This window comes from Rhodoferax sp. RT4P68 (assembly GCF_056521305.1).
Genome location: NZ_JBWMBB010000021.1, coordinates 20,893 through 38,087 on the forward strand (window position 1 = coordinate 20,893; position 17,195 = coordinate 38,087).

General features: G+C 65.8%; 14 protein-coding genes and 4 pseudogenes. 5 read left to right on the forward strand and 13 right to left on the reverse strand.

Translation table 11 applies throughout. From position 1 onward, the window contains the following. Window positions 1–293: 293 nt before the first annotated feature. The 4 genes from AC099J_RS29890 to AC099J_RS29905 form a co-directional block, all read right to left on the reverse strand. Complete coding sequence (locus AC099J_RS29890) at window positions 294–1,313, reverse strand: tyrosine-type recombinase/integrase (RefSeq protein ID WP_479619005.1); 1,020 nt, start codon at window positions 1,311–1,313, stop codon at window positions 294–296. Continuing rightward, entirely contained in the window at window positions 1,306–2,307 is a 1,002-nt protein-coding gene (locus AC099J_RS29895) for a tyrosine-type recombinase/integrase (RefSeq protein ID WP_479618962.1), read from the reverse strand. Before AC099J_RS29895 ends, AC099J_RS29890 begins: the two co-directional genes overlap by 8 nt. Then, the gene (locus AC099J_RS29900) at window positions 2,304–3,554 is read right to left on the reverse strand and encodes a site-specific integrase (protein ID WP_479618963.1); all 1,251 of its coding nucleotides are present in this window, start codon (window positions 3,552–3,554) and stop codon (window positions 2,304–2,306) included. Before AC099J_RS29900 ends, AC099J_RS29895 begins: the two co-directional genes overlap by 4 nt. Before the next feature lie 316 nt (window positions 3,555–3,870). After that, window positions 3,871–4,077: a helix-turn-helix transcriptional regulator gene (locus AC099J_RS29905; protein WP_479618964.1), complete on the reverse strand. Its 207-nt coding sequence runs from the start codon at window positions 4,075–4,077 to the stop codon at window positions 3,871–3,873. 11 nt (window positions 4,078–4,088) lie between these two features. Between AC099J_RS29905 and AC099J_RS29910 the strand changes: the two genes are divergently transcribed. After that, entirely contained in the window at window positions 4,089–4,715 is a 627-nt protein-coding gene (locus AC099J_RS29910; protein WP_479618965.1) for an IS66 family transposase, read from the forward strand. A 12-nt stretch (window positions 4,716–4,727) separates the two neighbouring features. Here AC099J_RS29910 and AC099J_RS29915 read toward each other — a convergent pair whose 3' ends face one another. Beyond that, a complete protein-coding gene (locus AC099J_RS29915) occupies window positions 4,728–5,780 on the reverse strand; it encodes a DNA-binding protein (protein WP_479618966.1) in 1,053 nt (350 codons plus the stop codon). Between AC099J_RS29915 and AC099J_RS29920 the strand changes: the two are divergent. Beyond that, window positions 5,779–5,973: pseudogene (locus AC099J_RS29920) on the forward strand (transposase); the annotation flags it as partial. The gene AC099J_RS29915 and the pseudogene AC099J_RS29920 sit on opposite strands and share 2 nt — an antisense overlap. 277 nt (window positions 5,974–6,250) lie before the next feature. Here AC099J_RS29920 and AC099J_RS29925 read toward each other — a convergent pair. Further along, the gene (locus tag AC099J_RS29925) at window positions 6,251–7,276 is read right to left on the reverse strand and encodes an IS110 family RNA-guided transposase (RefSeq protein ID WP_479618967.1); all 1,026 of its coding nucleotides are present in this window, start codon (window positions 7,274–7,276) and stop codon (window positions 6,251–6,253) included. Between the two features lie 73 nt (window positions 7,277–7,349). On the opposite strand from AC099J_RS29925, the pseudogene AC099J_RS29930 reads away from it, so the two are divergent. Both AC099J_RS29930 and AC099J_RS29935 read left to right on the forward strand, forming a co-directional pair. Next, a pseudogene (locus AC099J_RS29930) lies at window positions 7,350–8,120 on the forward strand (IS5 family transposase); the annotation flags it as partial. Between the two features lie 330 nt (window positions 8,121–8,450). Beyond that, a protein-coding gene (locus tag AC099J_RS29935) for an IS3 family transposase (RefSeq protein WP_479618968.1) occupies window positions 8,451–9,583 on the forward strand; the annotation gives its coding sequence in 2 pieces (ribosomal slippage) (window positions 8,451–8,700 and window positions 8,700–9,583; 1,134 coding nt in all). Window positions 9,584–9,733: 150 nt separating this feature from the next. Here the strand turns inward: AC099J_RS29935 and AC099J_RS29940 are convergent. From AC099J_RS29940 to AC099J_RS29970, 7 genes and pseudogenes are all read right to left on the reverse strand, one after another. After that, window positions 9,734–9,916 (reverse strand): DUF3606 domain-containing protein, encoded by a 183-nt coding sequence (locus AC099J_RS29940; RefSeq protein ID WP_479618969.1) that lies wholly within the window; start codon window positions 9,914–9,916, stop codon window positions 9,734–9,736. 182 nt (window positions 9,917–10,098) lie between these two features. Next, window positions 10,099–10,248: pseudogene (locus tag AC099J_RS29945) on the reverse strand (integrase catalytic domain-containing protein); the annotation flags it as partial. A gap of 390 nt (window positions 10,249–10,638) precedes the next feature. Continuing rightward, a complete protein-coding gene (locus AC099J_RS29950) occupies window positions 10,639–12,318 on the reverse strand; it encodes a methyl-accepting chemotaxis protein (RefSeq protein WP_479619006.1) in 1,680 nt (559 codons plus the stop codon). 56 nt (window positions 12,319–12,374) lie between these two features. Beyond that, on the reverse strand, window positions 12,375–13,265 hold the full coding sequence (locus AC099J_RS29955; protein ID WP_479619007.1) for a helix-turn-helix domain-containing protein: 891 nt from the start codon (window positions 13,263–13,265) through the stop codon (window positions 12,375–12,377). 102 nt (window positions 13,266–13,367) lie between these two features. Beyond that, window positions 13,368–13,646, reverse strand: a pseudogene (locus tag AC099J_RS29960) (primase-helicase zinc-binding domain-containing protein); the annotation flags it as partial. Next, window positions 13,561–15,186, reverse strand: coding sequence for an ATP-binding protein (locus AC099J_RS29965; protein WP_479618970.1), 1,626 nt, complete (start codon window positions 15,184–15,186; stop codon window positions 13,561–13,563). The pseudogene AC099J_RS29960 and the gene AC099J_RS29965, both read right to left, overlap by 86 nt. Before the next feature lie 110 nt (window positions 15,187–15,296). Further along, window positions 15,297–15,713, reverse strand: a complete 417-nt coding sequence (locus tag AC099J_RS29970) for a hypothetical protein (RefSeq protein ID WP_479618971.1) — start codon at window positions 15,711–15,713, stop codon at window positions 15,297–15,299. A gap of 605 nt (window positions 15,714–16,318) precedes the next feature. Between AC099J_RS29970 and AC099J_RS29975 the strand changes: the two genes are divergently transcribed. After that, window positions 16,319–17,098, forward strand: a complete 780-nt coding sequence (locus AC099J_RS29975; RefSeq protein ID WP_479618972.1) for a DUF1845 domain-containing protein — start codon at window positions 16,319–16,321, stop codon at window positions 17,096–17,098. Window positions 17,099–17,195 lie beyond the last annotated feature (97 nt).

A 17,195-nucleotide genomic window follows, 5' to 3' on the forward strand; every position in this document is an offset into this window, starting at 1 on the left:
AGCGATAGTTCACCAGCTGCGCGAGCAGCCGTTCGCGTGATCTAGCGGTGAGCTTTCGCTGATTGACCGGTTACGGGGGTACAGCGGGCCGACGCGCTTGGCGAGCGTGAATGTCGGGTTTCGCAAGCGACGGTCATTCAGATCTGAAAACTCAAGGTCAGCAGCCAGTCTTTATGGAGAGCTCTCCATAAAGCCTGTTATGCACAGGCCTCGGTTATGAACAGTTGGTGTTGGCAGAGCAGCGGCGTTGCTTCGCACCGGGAAGCGCGGTCGCGGCTCCGCGCTGTGCATAGTCAGAGAGCCTTGATGAAGTCCAGCAGCGAGTCATCTGCTCGGAAGCGGCGTGCTACGACGCCGGGATCCTGAAGCCGAGACAGCGCCTTCTCCTTCATGGCGAGATCCGCCTCGACGTACTGGTGCGTCGTCGTCGGACTTTCATGGCCGAGCCACAGGGCGATCACGCTGATGTCCACGCCGGACTGCAGCAGGTGCATTGCAGTCGAGTGACGCAGCGTGTGGGGAGAGATCGCTCGGCCGGCCAGGCTCGGCAACGTGCGCGTGGCGGCCTTTACGGCCAACGCCAGCCGCTGCGTCACGTTGGATCGCGTCATCGCCACACCTGCGCGACTGGGCAGCAACGCCGACGTAGGACCCAGGTCAGGGTTCAACCGCAGCCATGCGCGCAGCCCCTTCACCGTGGAGCGCCACAGCGGCACCGAGCGTTGCTTGCGCCCTTTGCCATGAAGGTGCACGCAGGCAGCAGGCGCGAGTACGACGTCGGCAACCTTCACACCGATCACCTCCGACACGCGAGCGCCGGTGTTGTACATGAGGGCAAGCAGCAGGACGTCGCGCTGACTGACCCAACCCGCACCGGGCGCTCCGATCACGGCCAACATCTCCTCCCGCGTCAGAAAGCCGAGCATGGGTCGCTCGAAGCGCTTCATGGGCACGCCCAATGCTTGCTCGACGATGTGAAGGGCCGTCACGTCCTTGCGCGCCGCGAACTTCAGGAACGTGCGCAGTGCGGCCAACCGCGCATTGCGGCTGCGGACCATGTTGTGCCGATCGCTCTCCAGATGGTCGAGGAAGGCCAGGATCAGAGCGGGCGTTACGTCTGCGAGCTGCATGGCCGTGGGGGCTTTGTGCAGCCGCGTCTGGGCGAATTCCAGGAACAGCAAGAACGCGTCCCGGTAGGCCGCCACGGTGCGGGCACTCAACGCACGCTGCTGGGTCAGGTGTTCGGCGAAGAACGATTGCACGAGCGCCGCAAAGCTGGGTGGGGCCAGCTTGGATTCGTTGGGCTTAGTCATAGTCGCACGCTCCGAGATCCGCAAAGCGCTCGAACCGTGCGCCGGCCAGCGCCATCAGCTCCGGCACACCACTCAGGTACCAGTAGGTGTTGGAGATGCTGACGTGCCCCATGTACGTGGACAACGCCAACATCCGTTGATGGAGGTCGGCACCCTGCTCGTGCCACAAGATCAGCCGCCTCACGGCAAAACTGTGGCGAAGATCGTGGATCCGAGGTTGGCCGTGCCCGCCTCGATCGATCCATCCCAATTGCTCGCGTAACTGCGCGAACATCCGGTGCGCCTGTCTCTCACCCAACGGCTCACCCCGGCGCACGCCGCGCGAACTGATGAAGAAGGTCGTATCTGGTGTCGGACGTACATGCTGGCGGCGCAGTGCCTGATAGGTCGTCAATGGACCGATCGCGCTTGGATACAGCGGCACTTGGCGGGACTTGCCGAACTTGGTCTGACGGATGGTCAGGAGGCCTCGGTCCAGGTCCACGTCCGGGTCCAGCAGTCTCAGCGCTTCGGAGATTCGCAGTCCGGTCGAAGCGATCAGTCCGAACAGCGTCGTGTAAGTGGCGGCGCGCAGGCCATCCGACGGACCGATTTGGCTGGCAACCCCCAGCAACGCAACGATCTCGACCTCGCAGTAGATGTGAGGCGACACACGGCCGGGAAGCGGGCCGAAGCTGGAGTCATCCGGAACCTCAGTGGTCGGATCGAATTGCCGCAGCCAGCGCATGAATGGCCTTAGCGCCGCCAGCCGACGCGCCGCTGTATCGCTGTCGGGCGAGCCGTTCACCAGGCGTCTGGCCTCCACCTGGCGTGCCCATTGCGCCATCAGCTCGATCGTCAGCGGCCCGGTGTGGCCGGCGGCGGCGACGAATCGCGCAAAGTTGGGCAAGACGCGGGCAGGTGTCCGCAGTTCGAACCCAAAGCGACGTCGCTCATCCAAATATTGCTGCACCCGACAGGCAAGGTCGCTGCTGGAGCCTGCGGGGGCGCTCATGATGCACTCCCAGGCCAAGGCAGGGCCACCTCGGCGAGCGCTTGGAAGTCGAGCTTGGCGTAGATCAACGAGGTGTTCATGGATCGATGCCGCAGCACGTCGGCAACTTCCTTGATCGAACCGCCGTTGTTGACCAGACGGCACGCCAGTGTGTGGCGCAGCGAATGGCTGGCGTGGTCGATGCCAGCGTGTCGCAGGGCACGACCGATAGCGCGGCTCACTGCATGCACCCCGATCGGCCTGTCGTGCGGTGCCATACGGCGCACGAACAGGGTTGGCAGCGTGGTCGTGCCCCGCTCCCGCATCACGTACGCGGCCAACGCTTGGCCGGTGGCCGCCGGCAGTGGCAGCACATCCTGTCGGCTGGACTTTGTGCCCTTCAAGATTACGGTGCCGGCGCGCCAGTCAAAGTCGTGCATCTGCAGCCTGGCGATCTCGCCCACGCGCAGCCCAAGATCTAGCGCCAAGCGCACCATGGCGAGCAGGCGCAGCGGCGTGCGCGGGGCTTGGGCGCAATAAGCCAGAAGTCGCTGGACCTGCTCTGTCGTGAGTGCGCGTGGAAGCGATGCCAGGCTCCACCGCGCCGGCGACGCGATGACGCCGAGCAGGGCATGCAGGACATCGCCGCAGGTGGCGCGGTACCGCAAGTACGCCCGCAGTGCGGCGGCCAGCGCGCTGGCGTGGGACTTGCTGTCCACCCGCGTCAGCTCGGTTGCAATGAAGCCGCGAACGTCTTCTGCTTGCAGCTCACCGATGGCGATGGCGCTGCCGGCGAACTTGCACAGCTGCAGCCTGCCCACGATCGCCAGTCGGCCCGCACGCGTGCCCACCCCCAGGCCGCAGGCATCGCGCGTGTGCACGTTGTAGCGGTGCAGTTCTTCGGCAATGGGGCCGCTGGGTCCGGGCAGCTCCAAGATGACGTGCTGCTCGCGCAGTAACGCCAACAGGTGTGCGAGGCTGGCTCGCAGAGCGCTGGGGGTGCGCAATGCCGTCGCATGGCAATCGCATCGCGGCACGTGTGAATCCAGAAACTGCTTGACGAGTCCTTCGTCGATCTGATCGGCGGTCAACCGGCACCCGGTCATCCAATGGGCGAAGTGCGCCAACGCGCGCATGTCCGTCGCTGCGGTTGCGTCAGCGTAGCGGCCACGCTCCAACAGCGCTTCGAACGCATCGACGTATGGCGACAGCGGCCCATCAAGTAGCCAGGCCTTGGCCATCGGGTGCAGCGAACGGGTCGAATCCATGGTGATCTCCAGTTGTGAGATCACCAGCCTTGCGCCAGAGCCGAACTTATGTCCAGTTCACAGGCGCCACTCCGATCGGCGGCGCCCGGAAATCCAGGCCCTCAACCCGATGGCCGGTGGGAACTGTTCATAACCGAGGCCTGTGCATAACAGTCTCAAGCTGTCGAACTTGGTTGGTCCTAGCTAGGCCGGGCTACCCCTAATGATCGGCGTGCCGCTCAACGTCTGCCTGCCGAGCCATTCGCGGATGCGGTCACCGGCATGGGGCGCTCATGGTTGGGGTTCGGGCCGTCTCCGATATGGATGCATGCAGCATTCATGTCGCGCGCCCGTTCATGCGCTCCGCGATCCATGATTGCACGGCGCTCTCCGGCCACGCCGCGGTGCGCTGTCCGGTTTTCACCGAGCGCGGAAAGATGCCCCTGCGCATCTGCTCGTAGATGGCCGACCTGCGCAGGCCGGTGAGGCGCTCGACCTCAGGCAGCCTCAGAAGCCTGTCGGAGGCGCGCTTTTCTGTCTGCATCGGCGGCATTGTTGCGTCACCGCGAAGGAGCGCAAGCGCCTCCTGCAGCAGATGAGCCGCCTGAAGGGCCCGTTGAGCGCCACGCCAAGGCCTACGTGTGGGCCTATGCGCGCGGCGAGCACGACGCCCTGGCCGGCGTCGTCTACGACTTCTGCGCAGGACGTGGCGCCAAGTACCCGATGCAGTTCCTCACCGGCTGGCGCGGCACGCTCACATGTGACGACTACGGCGGCTACGCTGCCGTCTTCAAACGAGAAGGCTGTATCGAGGCGGGCTGCCAGGCGCACACGCGGCGCAAGTTCGACGAACTGGCCAACGCCCATGCCAGTCCCGTGGCGGCGCAGGCGGTGGGGCGCATCGCCAGGCTCTACCAGATCGAGGCCCAGGGGCGCGGGATGCACGCGCGGGCCAGGCTGGCGCATCGCCTGCTGCACGCCCGGCCCGTGTGGGACGAGCTGCATGCGTGGATGCGGCACGAGCGCACCCGGGTGCCCGACGGCAGCGGCATCGCCGGCGCACTGGACAACAGCCTCAAACGCTGGAGTGCGCTCGGGCGCTTCCTCCTCGACGGTGCGGTCAGCGTGTACAACAACCACATCGAGAACCTGATGCGCCCCTGGGCAATGGCCTGTTCATAGTGCCCCACCTCGTTAAGTGATTGAAAACATTGAGATCTGGTTCTCGGCCTCGACTCGACACGGGCGATCTGTTCGCGAGACTGCGTCGATGACCCGGTGATCCTGCAGATCGCTCGCATGAATCTGGTACGGCGCGCGTGGCACTACCTGCTCGGCATGCAAGACTCCGTCCTTGATGAGGCGCCGAATGCGGTGGTTGTTGACGCCGAGCGCGGCGGCAGCCTCCGACATGGTCAACCACTCGCCATCCTTGTGCGCGGACCGGTACGCGCGAATGTCGTTGACCATGCGCGTGGAGCCGACGCGGCGCGCAGTCCATGTCTTGCCCTGACCGGTGGGAAAGCCCATGCGGTTAAGCGTCGCGGCAATGTGTTCGTCGGACCACTTGCCGGCCATGCTGCGCATGACGGCCAATGCTTCTTCCGGCGTGCGACAGCCGTGTTCACCCGAGCGCGGCTTGACGAACTTCACTTGCGAATGCTGGCCGCCACGCCAATGGATCGTCAGCACGACCTCGCGAGTCGTGTCGTCGACATCGGCCACGATGTCCTTGACGAGGGTACGCAGCAGTTGCTGGCGCGCGCGCATCGTCACCCCCGGCGCATTCCACGCGACAGCGAGGTCCTCGGACAGACCAGCCAAGTCGGGCTTCTCCAAGGACTGCGTTTGTTCGACCGTGGTCAAGCGTTCCTCGCAGGCGAGCACGCGCTGCAATGCGCTCTCCCAGCTCTTCTCGAGCTGCGCGGCGATCAACCGGTTGTCCGGATCGCAAGCTGCATAGCGGCGCTCTGCGAGCGACGCCTCGTAGCGCGCCTGCTGCAGTTCGAGCTCCGAGATGCGTCGCTGGTCAGCCTGGACTTCCATGTGCCTCCGTTCGGCTTGCAGTGCGGCTTCGATCGCCAGGGGCTCGACCGCGCGCAGCAACTCCCGGGCGATCGCGTCGTCGGGCCGGCGGCCACCGAACGTGAAGCATCGCGGCTGCGCCAACTGTAGGTTAGGGAAGGTCTGCACAAATCCGCTGCCGATGTCGTTGGCAAGCCCTGGCGCTGAGAAAATCTGAGCCATGAAACAAGCCGACCTGGGCCTGAACCTGACGACCAAGAGCACGCGCAAGCGTGAGTTCCTGGCGGAGATGGAGTGTGTGGTGCCTTGGGCTGCGCTCACCGATCTCATCACCCCGTACGCGCCGGAAGGCAAACGCGGTCGCCCGCCCTTTGCCGTGGAGACCATGCTGCGCGTGCACTTCATGCATGTATGGACCCGACGCCTTTTGCAAGCCCCCCTCGTTTGATGATCAACGGTCTGCACACATGTATTCGGCTTGCTTGGTGAGCACCGCTTGCCCGCAGCCTTGATGAGATCCGCGCGTTCCGTCCTTAGCAGCAGTTCGGCCTGATTGCTCGGCCCACATGAAGTACAGGATCACGGAACGCTGGTCTAACCGGTTGTGTCATCACATTTGAGAAGCGTCGCAAAACCAGGGGTGGGTGTTGGCCGATTCTTCTCGGCCAGGAATCATCGTCCTGAGCGTTTTGCTATGCCGCCGCCAGCGAAGGGCGATAGCCGTCTGTCCCGCTCAGGACGGATTGAATGATCCGCGCATTCTTGTTGGCCAGCGCTACGGTCGCGCGGTTGTATCCGCGTCTGGAGATCAGTTCCTGCAGCCACACGCTGCGTGCATCTTTGCGGCACGCAACCCTGATCAGGACCGAGCGCGCCCCGTGGATCAACAGAGTTCGCAAGTAGGCATCTCCCCGCTTGCTGATGCCGAGCAGGCGTGACTTTCCGTCCGACGAGTGTTGCTGTGGGACGAGCCCAATCCACGCGGCCAGGTGGCGGCCGTTCTTGAACGCTTTGGCGTCGCCGACCGCGGCCACCATTGCTGTGGCGGTCATCACCCCGACGCCTGGGATGGCTGCAATCTTTTGGCACAAGGCGGACTGTTCCATGACCGCTTCAAGCCATCCCTCGGTCTGCACAATCTGAGCCTCGATGGCGCGGAACCCCTCCAACGCCATCCGCAGTAGCGTCTGGCAGCGCTCGGTCAGTTCTCCTTGTGCCTCCTCAAGGATCTCGGGGACGCGCTTTCTGAACGCTGCTGGATACCGGCCGACGGTGATGCCTCTCTCAGCGAGCAGTCCTCGCACCTGGTTGATGAGGGCGGTGCGCTGGTGCACCAGCAGCTCGCGCGTCCGGTGGATGGCCTGAATGTCCTGCTGCTCGACCGACTTGACTGGCACGAAGTTCATACTCGGGCGACAAGCTGCCTCGACGATCGCCTCAGCATCATTGCGATCGTTCTTGTTCGTCTTGACGAAGGGTTTGACGTAATGGGGGCTGACTAGTTTGACCTCAACGCCGAGTGCTTGAAACTGTCTTGCCCAATGGTGTGCCGAACTGCAGGCTTCCATCGCGATGGTTCGCGGATGAAGTTGCCGGACGGACTCCAGCAACTCCGATCGAGTGACCTTGGCTCGATGCAGTGCGCGACCGCGACGATCGGCACCGTGCAACTGAAACACGCGCTTGGCCAAGTCGATGCCCAGAATGTCCACGTCCATGATGAGCCTCCGGTAGCAAGTTGTGGAAGACGCCCAGTGTGCGGCGAAGGTGGCGTCGGGTCCATCTCAGTAGCAGTGGTTCACGCTGAGCGATCCGGCGATGGAAGAGGCGCTGCACGACGTGCCGCTGTTCCGCGAATTCGCGGGCTTGAACTGGAACACGCCGCTGCCCGACGAGACCACGATCCTGCGCTTTCGTCGGCTGCTGGAAGAACACAAGTTGGCCCCGCAGATCCTGGCGCTGGTCAACGAGCTGCTGGGCGCCAAGGGCCTGCTGCTGCGCGCCGTCACCGTGGTGGACGCCACGCTGATCGCCGCACCCAGTTCGACCAAAAACGCCTCGGGCGAGCGCGACCCTGAAATGAAGCAAAGCCAGAAGGGTCAGCAGTGGTTCTTCGGCATGAAGGCCCACATCGGCGTGGATGCCGAATCGGGCTTGGTGCACACGGTGCGCGGCACCGCTGGCAGCGTCAACGACGTGGTCGAGGCCAACACGCTGCTGCACGGCGAGGAGGCCGAGGCGTGGGGCGACGCCGGCTACCAGGGCGCTGGCAAGCGGCCTGATGCCAAGGAGAGCGTGCGCTGGAACATCGCCATGCGCCCGGGCAAGCGCAAGCTGCTGGACAAGACCGACTTGGTCGAAAACCTGACCGACCAGATCGAGCGCATCAAGGCCAGCATCCGGGCCAAGGTCGAACATCCGTTCCGGGTGCTCAAGCGCCAGTTCGGCCACGTCAAGGTGCGCTACCGCGGGCTGGCGAAGAACACCGCGCAGCTGCACACGCTGTTCGCGCTGTCCAACCTGTGGATGGTGCGGCGCACTTTGATGGGGGCGCAGGCATGAGTGCGCCTGCAAACGGCCAAGAGGCCGGCAAGCAGGCCCGAAGGAGCCGACAAGCCGCTGTGCAACGGGCCGAATCGGCCAATTGGCTGGGTGGGGCTGCATCAGCACATCTCAAAGCGCATTGCGCAGAGCTTCCTTAGGGCGATCACATCGATACACCGCCTGAGGCACCCCGCGCCCGACGTAAGCGACCACCAGACGCCGCCCGCACCGTCCACAGCACAGCATCCCAGCGAGCAAGGAGAGCCGGTCCCGGAATTTTGAACACGCTGCAAAGTGGATGAGCTGCTCCGCTGGGCGAGGATAGAGCCCGTGATCAGGAGCAGACAGATGAGCAGAAGACCCCGCCGCAACCACTCGGCGACGTTCAAGGCCAAGGTGGCCTTGGACGCCGTCAAGGGCGACAAGACGATCGCCGAGGTGGCGCAAAAGCACGATGTGCATCCCAACCAGGTGACCGAGTGGCGACGCCAGCTGCTGGAGCGCGCAGCCGATGTGTTCGGCGCCGCCAGCGCCGCCGCAGAACCCGCGTCGGACCTGAAGGACTTGCACGCCAAGATCGGCCAGCAGGCGCTGGAGATCGATTTTTTAGCCGGAGCGCTCAACAAGGCCGGCTTGCTGAGCGTAAAGCGATGATCGACCGTGGGCATACCCTGCCGATCAAGCGCCAGGCCGCACTGGTGGGCATCAGCCGGGGCACCGCGTACTACCGCAGCGAACCGGTCAGCCAGGAGGATCTGGCGCTGATGCGCCGCCTGGACGAGCTGCACCTGGAGCACCCGTTTGCCGGCAGCCGCATGCTGCGCGATCTGCTGCGGCTGCATGGCACCGAGGTGGGCCGCAGGCACGTGCGCACGCTGATGCGGCGCATGGGCCTGCAAGCGCTTTACCGCAAGCCGAACACCAGCCGCAAGAACCCGGCGCACCCGGTGTTCCCGTACCTGCTGCGCGAGCTGGCCATCGAGCGGGTCAACCAGGTCTGGGCGCTGGATATCACCTACATCCCGATGGCGCGCGGCTGGGTGTACCTGGTGGCCGTACTGGATTGGGCGAGCCGCCGGGTCTTGGCGCGCCGCGTGTCCATCACGATGGAGGCTGACTTCTGCGTGGAGGCGCTGCGCGAGGCCGCAAGCCGCTACGGCGCGCCCGAGATCGTCAACACCGACCAGGGCAGCCAGTTCAGCAGCGCCGAGTTCGTCGCCGAGGTGGCGCGCATCGGCGCGCGCCAAAGCATGGACGGCAAGGGCTGCTGGCGCGACAACGTTTTCGTCGAGCGGCTGTGGCGCAGCGTGAAGTACGAGGAGGTGTACCTGAAGGCCTACGACAGCGTCAGCGCCGCGCGCCAGGGCCTGGACGCATATCTGGCGTTCTACAACGCGCGCCGCCCGCACCAAGCCCACGGCGGCAGCACGCCGGACATGGTCTACTACGCCGCGCTGACGCCGATGCAGGCGGCGGCCTGAAGGGATTTGGCCATGAGTACATGGCCAACCGGGGGGCGCCTCCGGCGGCCTGGCAGGGGCCTGAGCTGATCTTTCACATCGCAGCCCATCCACTTATCTCGGGCTCCGGCGTGTTCAAACAACCGGGACCGGCTCTCAATGCGAAATCTGTCAGCGAGGCTTGGCAAGGTGTTCACGGACCGCCGATACGTGCTCGCCGACTTCGGAAATTGCTCTGGTCAGCTCGGCCTCAGTGCAAGCAAGCTCTTTGCACCAGTATTGCAGCCCTGCGCTGTCCAACGGGTCGATGCGGCCGGGGTCCAGCGGCTGATAGAAAGACTGAGTGTCTGGCATGTTGTCTCCTTAACCTGTGAGTTTAGTGAAAGTTGGATCACAGCATACGGTTTGGGTGCGGCAGAGCTCGTACTTGCTTTAAGAGGATCGCTCGATCCGCACGGCAGCGCCTGCAGGTCGGCCGCCACCGGCCAGGGTGGCGGCGAGCGCGGCATTGAAGTGTTGACGCCGACCAATGGGATGCCGTTCTGCATGGGTCGCCCCGGCTCGATCAGGATGTGTCGGATGCCGTGGCTTTGTGCCCAGCCGATGAAGGCCCTGCTGGTGAACTCGGGGCCGTTGTCTGTCCTGACAGCAGCCGGGTAGCCCCGGAACCGCGCGGCTTGGTCCACGGTCTATGTCCGCAATAGCCTGCAAGAATCAGGAGCCGGTGTGCCTTGCAGTTGGCTAGGATGTCGCTTATCAACGCCAGCAATACGCAGGCTTGGTCTGTGTTCATTTTTAGCGCAACCGCCCTTGCAATAGTCGCCTCCGTCGTCAGCACCCTCAGCTCGCTTTCGCGGATATGGCGGTCGGCTTGTTCTAGGTGACGCAGTTCCATCGCGCGGTTTGGCATGGTCACTCCCTTCCGCCTGCTCTGCTCTGACCTTTGCTGAATTTAAGCCCCAGAGCAAAAAAACCCCTGCGTGGGAGACCATGCGGTTTTCCGTCCAGGCGCGGACAGAGATTCGATGCTCCCCCTTGCACCGATCCGGCCAGCGGCGCAGGCTGCATCTCGTTGTTCACCTGCAGATGCCCGCCGCTGATGTCGGCCTGCTTGTTGGCGTCGACCGAAATTTGAGCCGGGTCACTTTTGCATCGGCCGACACCGAGGGAGCCAGCGGCGGCAACAGGCTCAAACCCTCCTGCATTTGAAATACCGACACCGCACGGTGCAGCGTTTCGGCGCTCTGGCCCAGAGAACTCGCCGATGCGGCCGATTCTTCCACCAGCGCCGCGTTCTGCTGCGTCACCGTGTCCAGCTGGACCACGGCCTCGTTCACCTGTGAGATGCCCAGCGCCTGCTCCTTCGCGGCCCCGGTGATCTGGCGCACCATGGCGCCCACGTCGCGCACCGATTCCATGACCTCGGCCAGCGTCGCGCCGGCGCCGTGGATGCGCTCCGTGCCCTGGGCGATGCGTCCGGACGCTTCGGTCGTCAGCTGTTGAATTTCCTTGGCAGCGCTGGCGCTGCGCTGCGCCAGGGCACGCACCTCGGTGGCCACGACGGCGAAGCCTCGGCCGCTTTCGCCGGCACGGGCGGCTTCCACGGCGGCATTTAGCGCCAGGATGCTAGTCTGGAAAGCGATGCCTTCGATCACCGCGGTGATGCTTCCGATCTTGCGCGAGGATTGCTCGATGCCCGCCATCGCTAGGCGAGCCTCCTGCACCGCCCGTTCGCCGCGCTCGGCCACCTTGGTGCTGCTGTCGCTGCGGCTGGCCATCTGGCCGGCGGTGTCGGCGGTTTGCCGCACTGTGCTGGACAGCTCTTCCATCGACGCGGCTGTCTGCTCCAGGCTGCTGGCCTGCGACTCAGTGCGCCCGGCCAAGTCCAGGCTGCCCAGCGCAATTTCCTTGGCCGAGGCCGTGAAGCCGGTGATCTCGCGGCGCACATCGCCCACCACGGCGCGCAGGTTGATCTGGATCTGGTTCAAGCGGCGCATGAGGGTGCCAAACGGTTCGGGAAAATCCAAGCGTGGCCTGCCCAGCAGGTTGCAGCCCGAAAGCTCGCCGGCAAAATGCACAGCCTCGTCCATGGCCGAGCCCATGGCCCGACTGAACCACGCCATCGCCAGGCCCAGGCCAAGCAGCAGCGTCGCGCCTCGCGCCAGCGTGGCCGTGGTGCCCTGCCACTGCAGCAGGTCGGGCAGCATCGCCAGCACGGCCACGAGCGCCAGGGCGAAAGCCATGCGCGCCGGGATCGAGGTCTGGCGAAGCCGGCCGGGCCAGCCGCGCACGCCCTGACGTTGCGGCCTGCCGCCGTCCAGGTAGTGGTGAACGCGGCCAGCCACGCGCTCGGCTGCCATCACGCGGTACAGCGCCACGGCTTCGGCTACCTGCTGGCGGGTCGGCTTGGTGCGCACCGACATATAGCCGCTGGGCTTGCCCTGCTCAAGAATCGGCGTCACGTTGGCCAAAACCCAGTAGTGGTCGCCATCCTTGCGCCGGTTCTTCACCACGCCGGTCCAGGGCGAGCCGCTGCCGACGGTGCGCCACATGTCCTTGAATGCGGCCTCCGGCATGTCGGGGTGGCGGATCATGTTGTGCGGCTGCCCGATCAGTTCCTCATAATCAAAACCCGATGTGGCTACGAAAGCGTGGTTGCAATGGGTGATGAGGCCCTGCCGGTCGGTGGTGGACACCAGCGGTTGGTCTTCAGAAAAGTCGTGTTCTCGCTGGCTGACGGGCAGGTTGACTTGCATGGTTTCTCTATGTGGTGGCCACAAGGCCATGGTTGGCGAATGGGCGAGGGGGAGCTTCAGTGCACCGGGGCTTCGTGCTCGATCGCCTGAAGCCGCGCGATGTCGGTGATACGCACCTGCTTCTGGTTCACTTCGATGATGCCTTCGAGGGCCAGCTTGGAGAACAGCCGGCTCACCGTCTCCAACTTCAGACCGAGGTAGGAGCCGATCTCCTCGCGCGTCATGCGCAGCAGCAGCTCGGTACCAGAGAAACCGCGTGCGCGCAGCCGCTTCACCAAATTCAGCAGGAAGGCCGCCAGCCGCTCCTCAGCGCGCATGATGCCCAGCAGCAGCATCATGCCGTGCTCGCGCACTATCTCGCGGCTCATTGCCTTGTGCACATGGTGCTGCACGGCCGGGATTTCCCGGGTCAGCGCTTCGAGCTTGGCGAAGCGGATGGCGCAGACCTCAGTGTCTTCGAGCGCCACTGCGTCGCCGTGGTGTCGCTCGGTGACGATGCCGCCCAAGCCCAGGATCTCGCCGGCCATCTGGAAGCCGGTCACCTGTTCGCGTCCGCCGGCGTTCGCCACGCTCGTCTTGATGAACCCAGCGCGCACGGTGTAGATGGCCTTGAACACATCGCCGTCCTTGTAGAGCGCTTCGCCGCGCTTGATGCGCATCCGCTTGGTCACGACCTGGTCGATACTCTTGAGTTGGGCCGCGTCCAGATCCTTGGGCATACAGTCGGCCACCTTGCGCGCACGCGGGCCAGCGTCCTTGCGGAAGTAGCCCAGGGCCGGGTGGCGGCGCAGGGCCGGCGGGTACACCGCCAGGCCCAGGCTGCGGCTTTGCAGGTAGCGGTCCACGGCATCGCCGGCCGTCACCGGCCGGGCCTCGTCCCAGAGGCACTGTGCCAGGGCGCGCATGCGCTCGGGGGAGGGCGCCGACGTTGCGCCGGCTGTGGCCATTGGCACCACCGTCAAGCGGCCCAGCAGCGACTCCACGGCCGTCAGGGCCGCGTGGAAGTCCAGGCCCTTGCAGGCCTGCAGCAGCTTGAAGCCGCCGCCGGGGCCGCACTTGCGGCAGTGGTAGTTGCCTTCGCCGAACTTGTCGGCGTACTGGAACCGGTCCACACCGGCGCGGCACAGCGGGCAGGCCATGGGCTTGCGCGCCTGCAGGCGCTCGTCCAGGCCCTGTGCCTGCAGGATCTCGGTCCAGCGGCCGTGCGCGGCGCGCCGGGCGGCGTCCACGCGCAGCGCGTACTCAGCGCTGTCCATGGAAGTCCCCCAGCGGGATCGCGACGAGCGGCGAGCCGACCAGCTCGACCGAACAGCCCGGCGCTGCACCATCGCCCACGCTGATCTCGAACGAGCAGCCGTGCAGCAGCGGGTAGCGGTCCAGCTGCATGGACGACAGCAACGCGGTCAGCGTGGCCTGCGCATCCGTGGAACGCAGGTGCTGGACCAGCGCGGCCAGGGCCTTCCGATCGGCCTGCATGTCGGCTTCCTGGTAGCGCTCCGAGTCGTCCAGGAAGTCCGACCACTGGCGCACCGGCTCGCCCGTGCTTTCGCCGGCGGGCACCAGCAACTGGTCGCCATGGGCCAGGCCGGCGTCCTCGATCTCGGCTTCCTCCGGGCCGATGCGGATGCGCACGGCGCGGCACAGCACGACCTGCGTGCTGACCACGCGGCCTTCGAGTTGCGCCTGCGCCTGCACGTCCAGCGCCTCGACCTCGGCCGGGTTGTCGTCCAGCATGCGGATGTGGCGCTGCAGCCAGTGGCAGGCGTCCAGGCCGCGCGGTTTGACCACCATCCAGTGGCGTGCGCGGGCCAGCATCCAGTGGGCGGCGTTCGCCGCATGCGGATCATCCAGCGCGACCAGGCGCACCTGGCCTTGCTCAATCTCGGCCCGGCTGGGCGCCGTGGCCACCGGGTCCAGGTAGCCACGGTGGAACGGATTGCCCTGTACCGGGTAGCCGGCGATGCGCTCAAACAGCACGGTCGGCAGTGCATCCAGGCCATTGAGCATCGCCAGCAGACCCCAGCAGCGCATGGCGTTGTAGAAGGTGTCGACGAAGCTGCGGTCCGGCATGCGGTCGTGGGACTTCTGCAGGTGGTGGCGCCAGCACTGCTGCAGCTGCGCCTCGATGCGCGGCAGCTGCTGGTCGGCGTCGATCAACATATCGCGGTCCGGCAGGCGGGCCACGAACTGGCGAGGGTCCAGGTGCACGACGTTGACGCGGTCGCTCTCGTGGACCGTGGGCACATGCACGCAGAAGCCCTGCAGGAAGACCAGCACGCCGCGCTCCGCGCGGCCGTCGTAGCGCCCCGTCAAGTGCACGGCGCCGATCGGCGTGGGCTCGAACACCAGGCAGTCCTTGGCGTAGCGGCGCAGCAGGCGTTCGCCGTTGAACACGACGTCGACCGGGAAACCCTGGCACAACCGTTCGATGCGCAGTGGCAGGTCGGTCAGGTCCACGCCGTACAGTTCGACGCGTGTGCCGGCGACTCGGGTGTCGGTGGTGACGACGTCACATGGCGCCCGGTCCAGCGCAGCCACGGTGTCGATGTCGACGCGCTGGTGGCCCGAGTGCACGATGCAGCGCGTGGCCGCATACAGGCACTTGGTGAAGCCCATGCCGAACGCGCGTTCCTCGACCACGGTCTGGCTGTCCCAGCCCGAATGGTGGAAGGTCAGCAGGGCCTGGAAGTCCTGCAGGCCGCAACCGTCGTCCTGCACCGTCAGGCACAGGGCCTCGGCGTCGTAGGTGACGTCGATGTGCCGCGCGCCCGCGCGGCGCGCGTTCTGCAACAGCTCGGTGACGAGCGTGAAGCGGTTGGTAAAGGCGTAGCGCTGGTTGCGCAGCGCGCCGGCCTCGTCGATGTGCACTTAGATCTGCATCGTCATCTCCGGTGAGTGCGAGTTGCTTCCAGACGAAGCGCCCCCGCGGGGTGGATGGGTCGGGCGAACGGATCGCACGGGGCGAGCCGGGAAAGAACTCAGGCGAACATGTCGCCCTGCAGCGCGATGCGCCGGGTCTCTTCGTTGAGCCACTGCGAGTTGGCGGCCAGACGCGTGGCCACCCAGTCCGGGTGGTCCAGCACGGCTTCACGCACCCAGCCCGGGTAGCGCAGCAGGGTCTCGCGCAGCCAGGGCTTCACGGCGGCACGGATGCGGTCGCGCACCTCTTCGGCGTCCACGAGCCCGCAATAGGGCAGGGGCGACAGCGGGCTGCAGCCCACCACGCGCAGGCAGGACACGAACGAGAACGGCTGTCCGTCCTTGGTGCGCTCGGTGAAGACCAAGCGCAGCGTGTCCAGCTTCTCTTCCAGCGGCGTGTCTGGCTCGGCCAGGCGCTGGATCTCGCGCAGCAGCCGCCAGTGCAGCAGCACCAGGTCTTCTTCGCTCCATTCCATCGGAGCGTCGAGGTCAGGCGCTTCGGGATCGGCTGCTGCGTGGTAGTCGACGCGGGTGTCGGTCTACAGCAGATCGACCGGGACGTGGAACTGCGCGTGGTAGGTGACGGCCTGCGCGCAGGCGTGAGTAGGCAACATAGGTGGCTCCTTGGGTTGAACGAAGGAGGCCGCCGACGCCCGGAGGCGCAGAGCCCCCAGGGGTGGTGAACAAGCGATCGGATCCGTGGGGATCGGTGGGAAGGGCTGGCTTGCGCGCGGCGCGGTGCGGCGCGCGTCCGGTCTGCCAGCGACCGGGGGGAAAGCTTTCGGCGCCAGGCTGCGAGGGCCTGGCCCGGCTTCGAAAGCCGTGTCCGCGACCGGTGTGTGCGGGGACGCCGCGGAGCGCCGAGGGCGCCGGGACGTCGTTCTCTCCAGGGCTCGCCAGGGCAGGGCCAGCTACTGCATCCAGGGCACAGTAGTCGGCGCGGTGCAGCGCGTCAACGGCCCATGCGGTCTCACACGACGCTGGTGTCGAAATCGCGCGAAATCGCTGGCCTTTTTACGTGGCAACGTGATGGCAAGAGGCCGATCATGGCGACGGCGCGTTGTCGCTGCAGGAGGATGCCATGGCCCAGATCGATGTCGTCAAGCATGACCAGGGGGGCGTCAACGCCCGCATCCTCGCGCGCGAGAACCAGGCGGACTTCCGGCGCATCGAGGCGGCCAGCCTGAAGATCCCGGTGCGCTTTGCCAGTCCCGACGGCAAGCGCGCGTTCGTGCGCTACTTCAACACCTTCCAGCTGGGCAGCCACTTCGTGTCGGTGATCGCGCGCACGCGGCTGGACCATGCGGATGTGGCCAGGGTCGAGGCCCTCTTGCGCGCGCAGATGGACAAGGTGGCGGACGATCTGAACCAGGCGATCGATGCGGCCGAAGCCCTGTTCCAGGCGCATGGGATCACGGCGTCTGCGACCTACGACACCGTGCCCATGGTGCTGGAGGTGGGCGTGCTGTCCTCCAGTGGGCGTCGGTATCTGGAGATACTCGGCCAGTTGGACCAGTTGATGCCGCTGCTGCAGACGCTGGAGATCCACGAGGTCGCGACGCCCGAGGCAATCGACACCGAGCGCGCAGCCTTGAAGCGCCGGGTGCGGGAGCTGGCCAGCAGCGCCCGCAGCCTGGCGGGGCGGCTGCGGCGGCAGATGAATGCGCTGGATGCCAGGGGGTCGGAGGGCAGTGCTGCGGTGCCGGCAGCGGACGATGTGGCCGGCCGAGCGGCCACGCAATCGACCGCGCAAGCGGCCAAGCCAACGGTCGACCACCCGGCTGCTGCAGCCACCACGACCGTTCGGACGGAGCCAATGCCCCATGCGGCGGAGCAGGGCGCGTCAGGCGCTCCCGCGTAGTCTCGTGCGTGCCATGCGAGAACGACCGGCCTTGTGGGTGTTTTGACGTTGGAGGGTCGCCATCCCAAGGACGCGGCGGCTTCCGTGGACTAGAGTT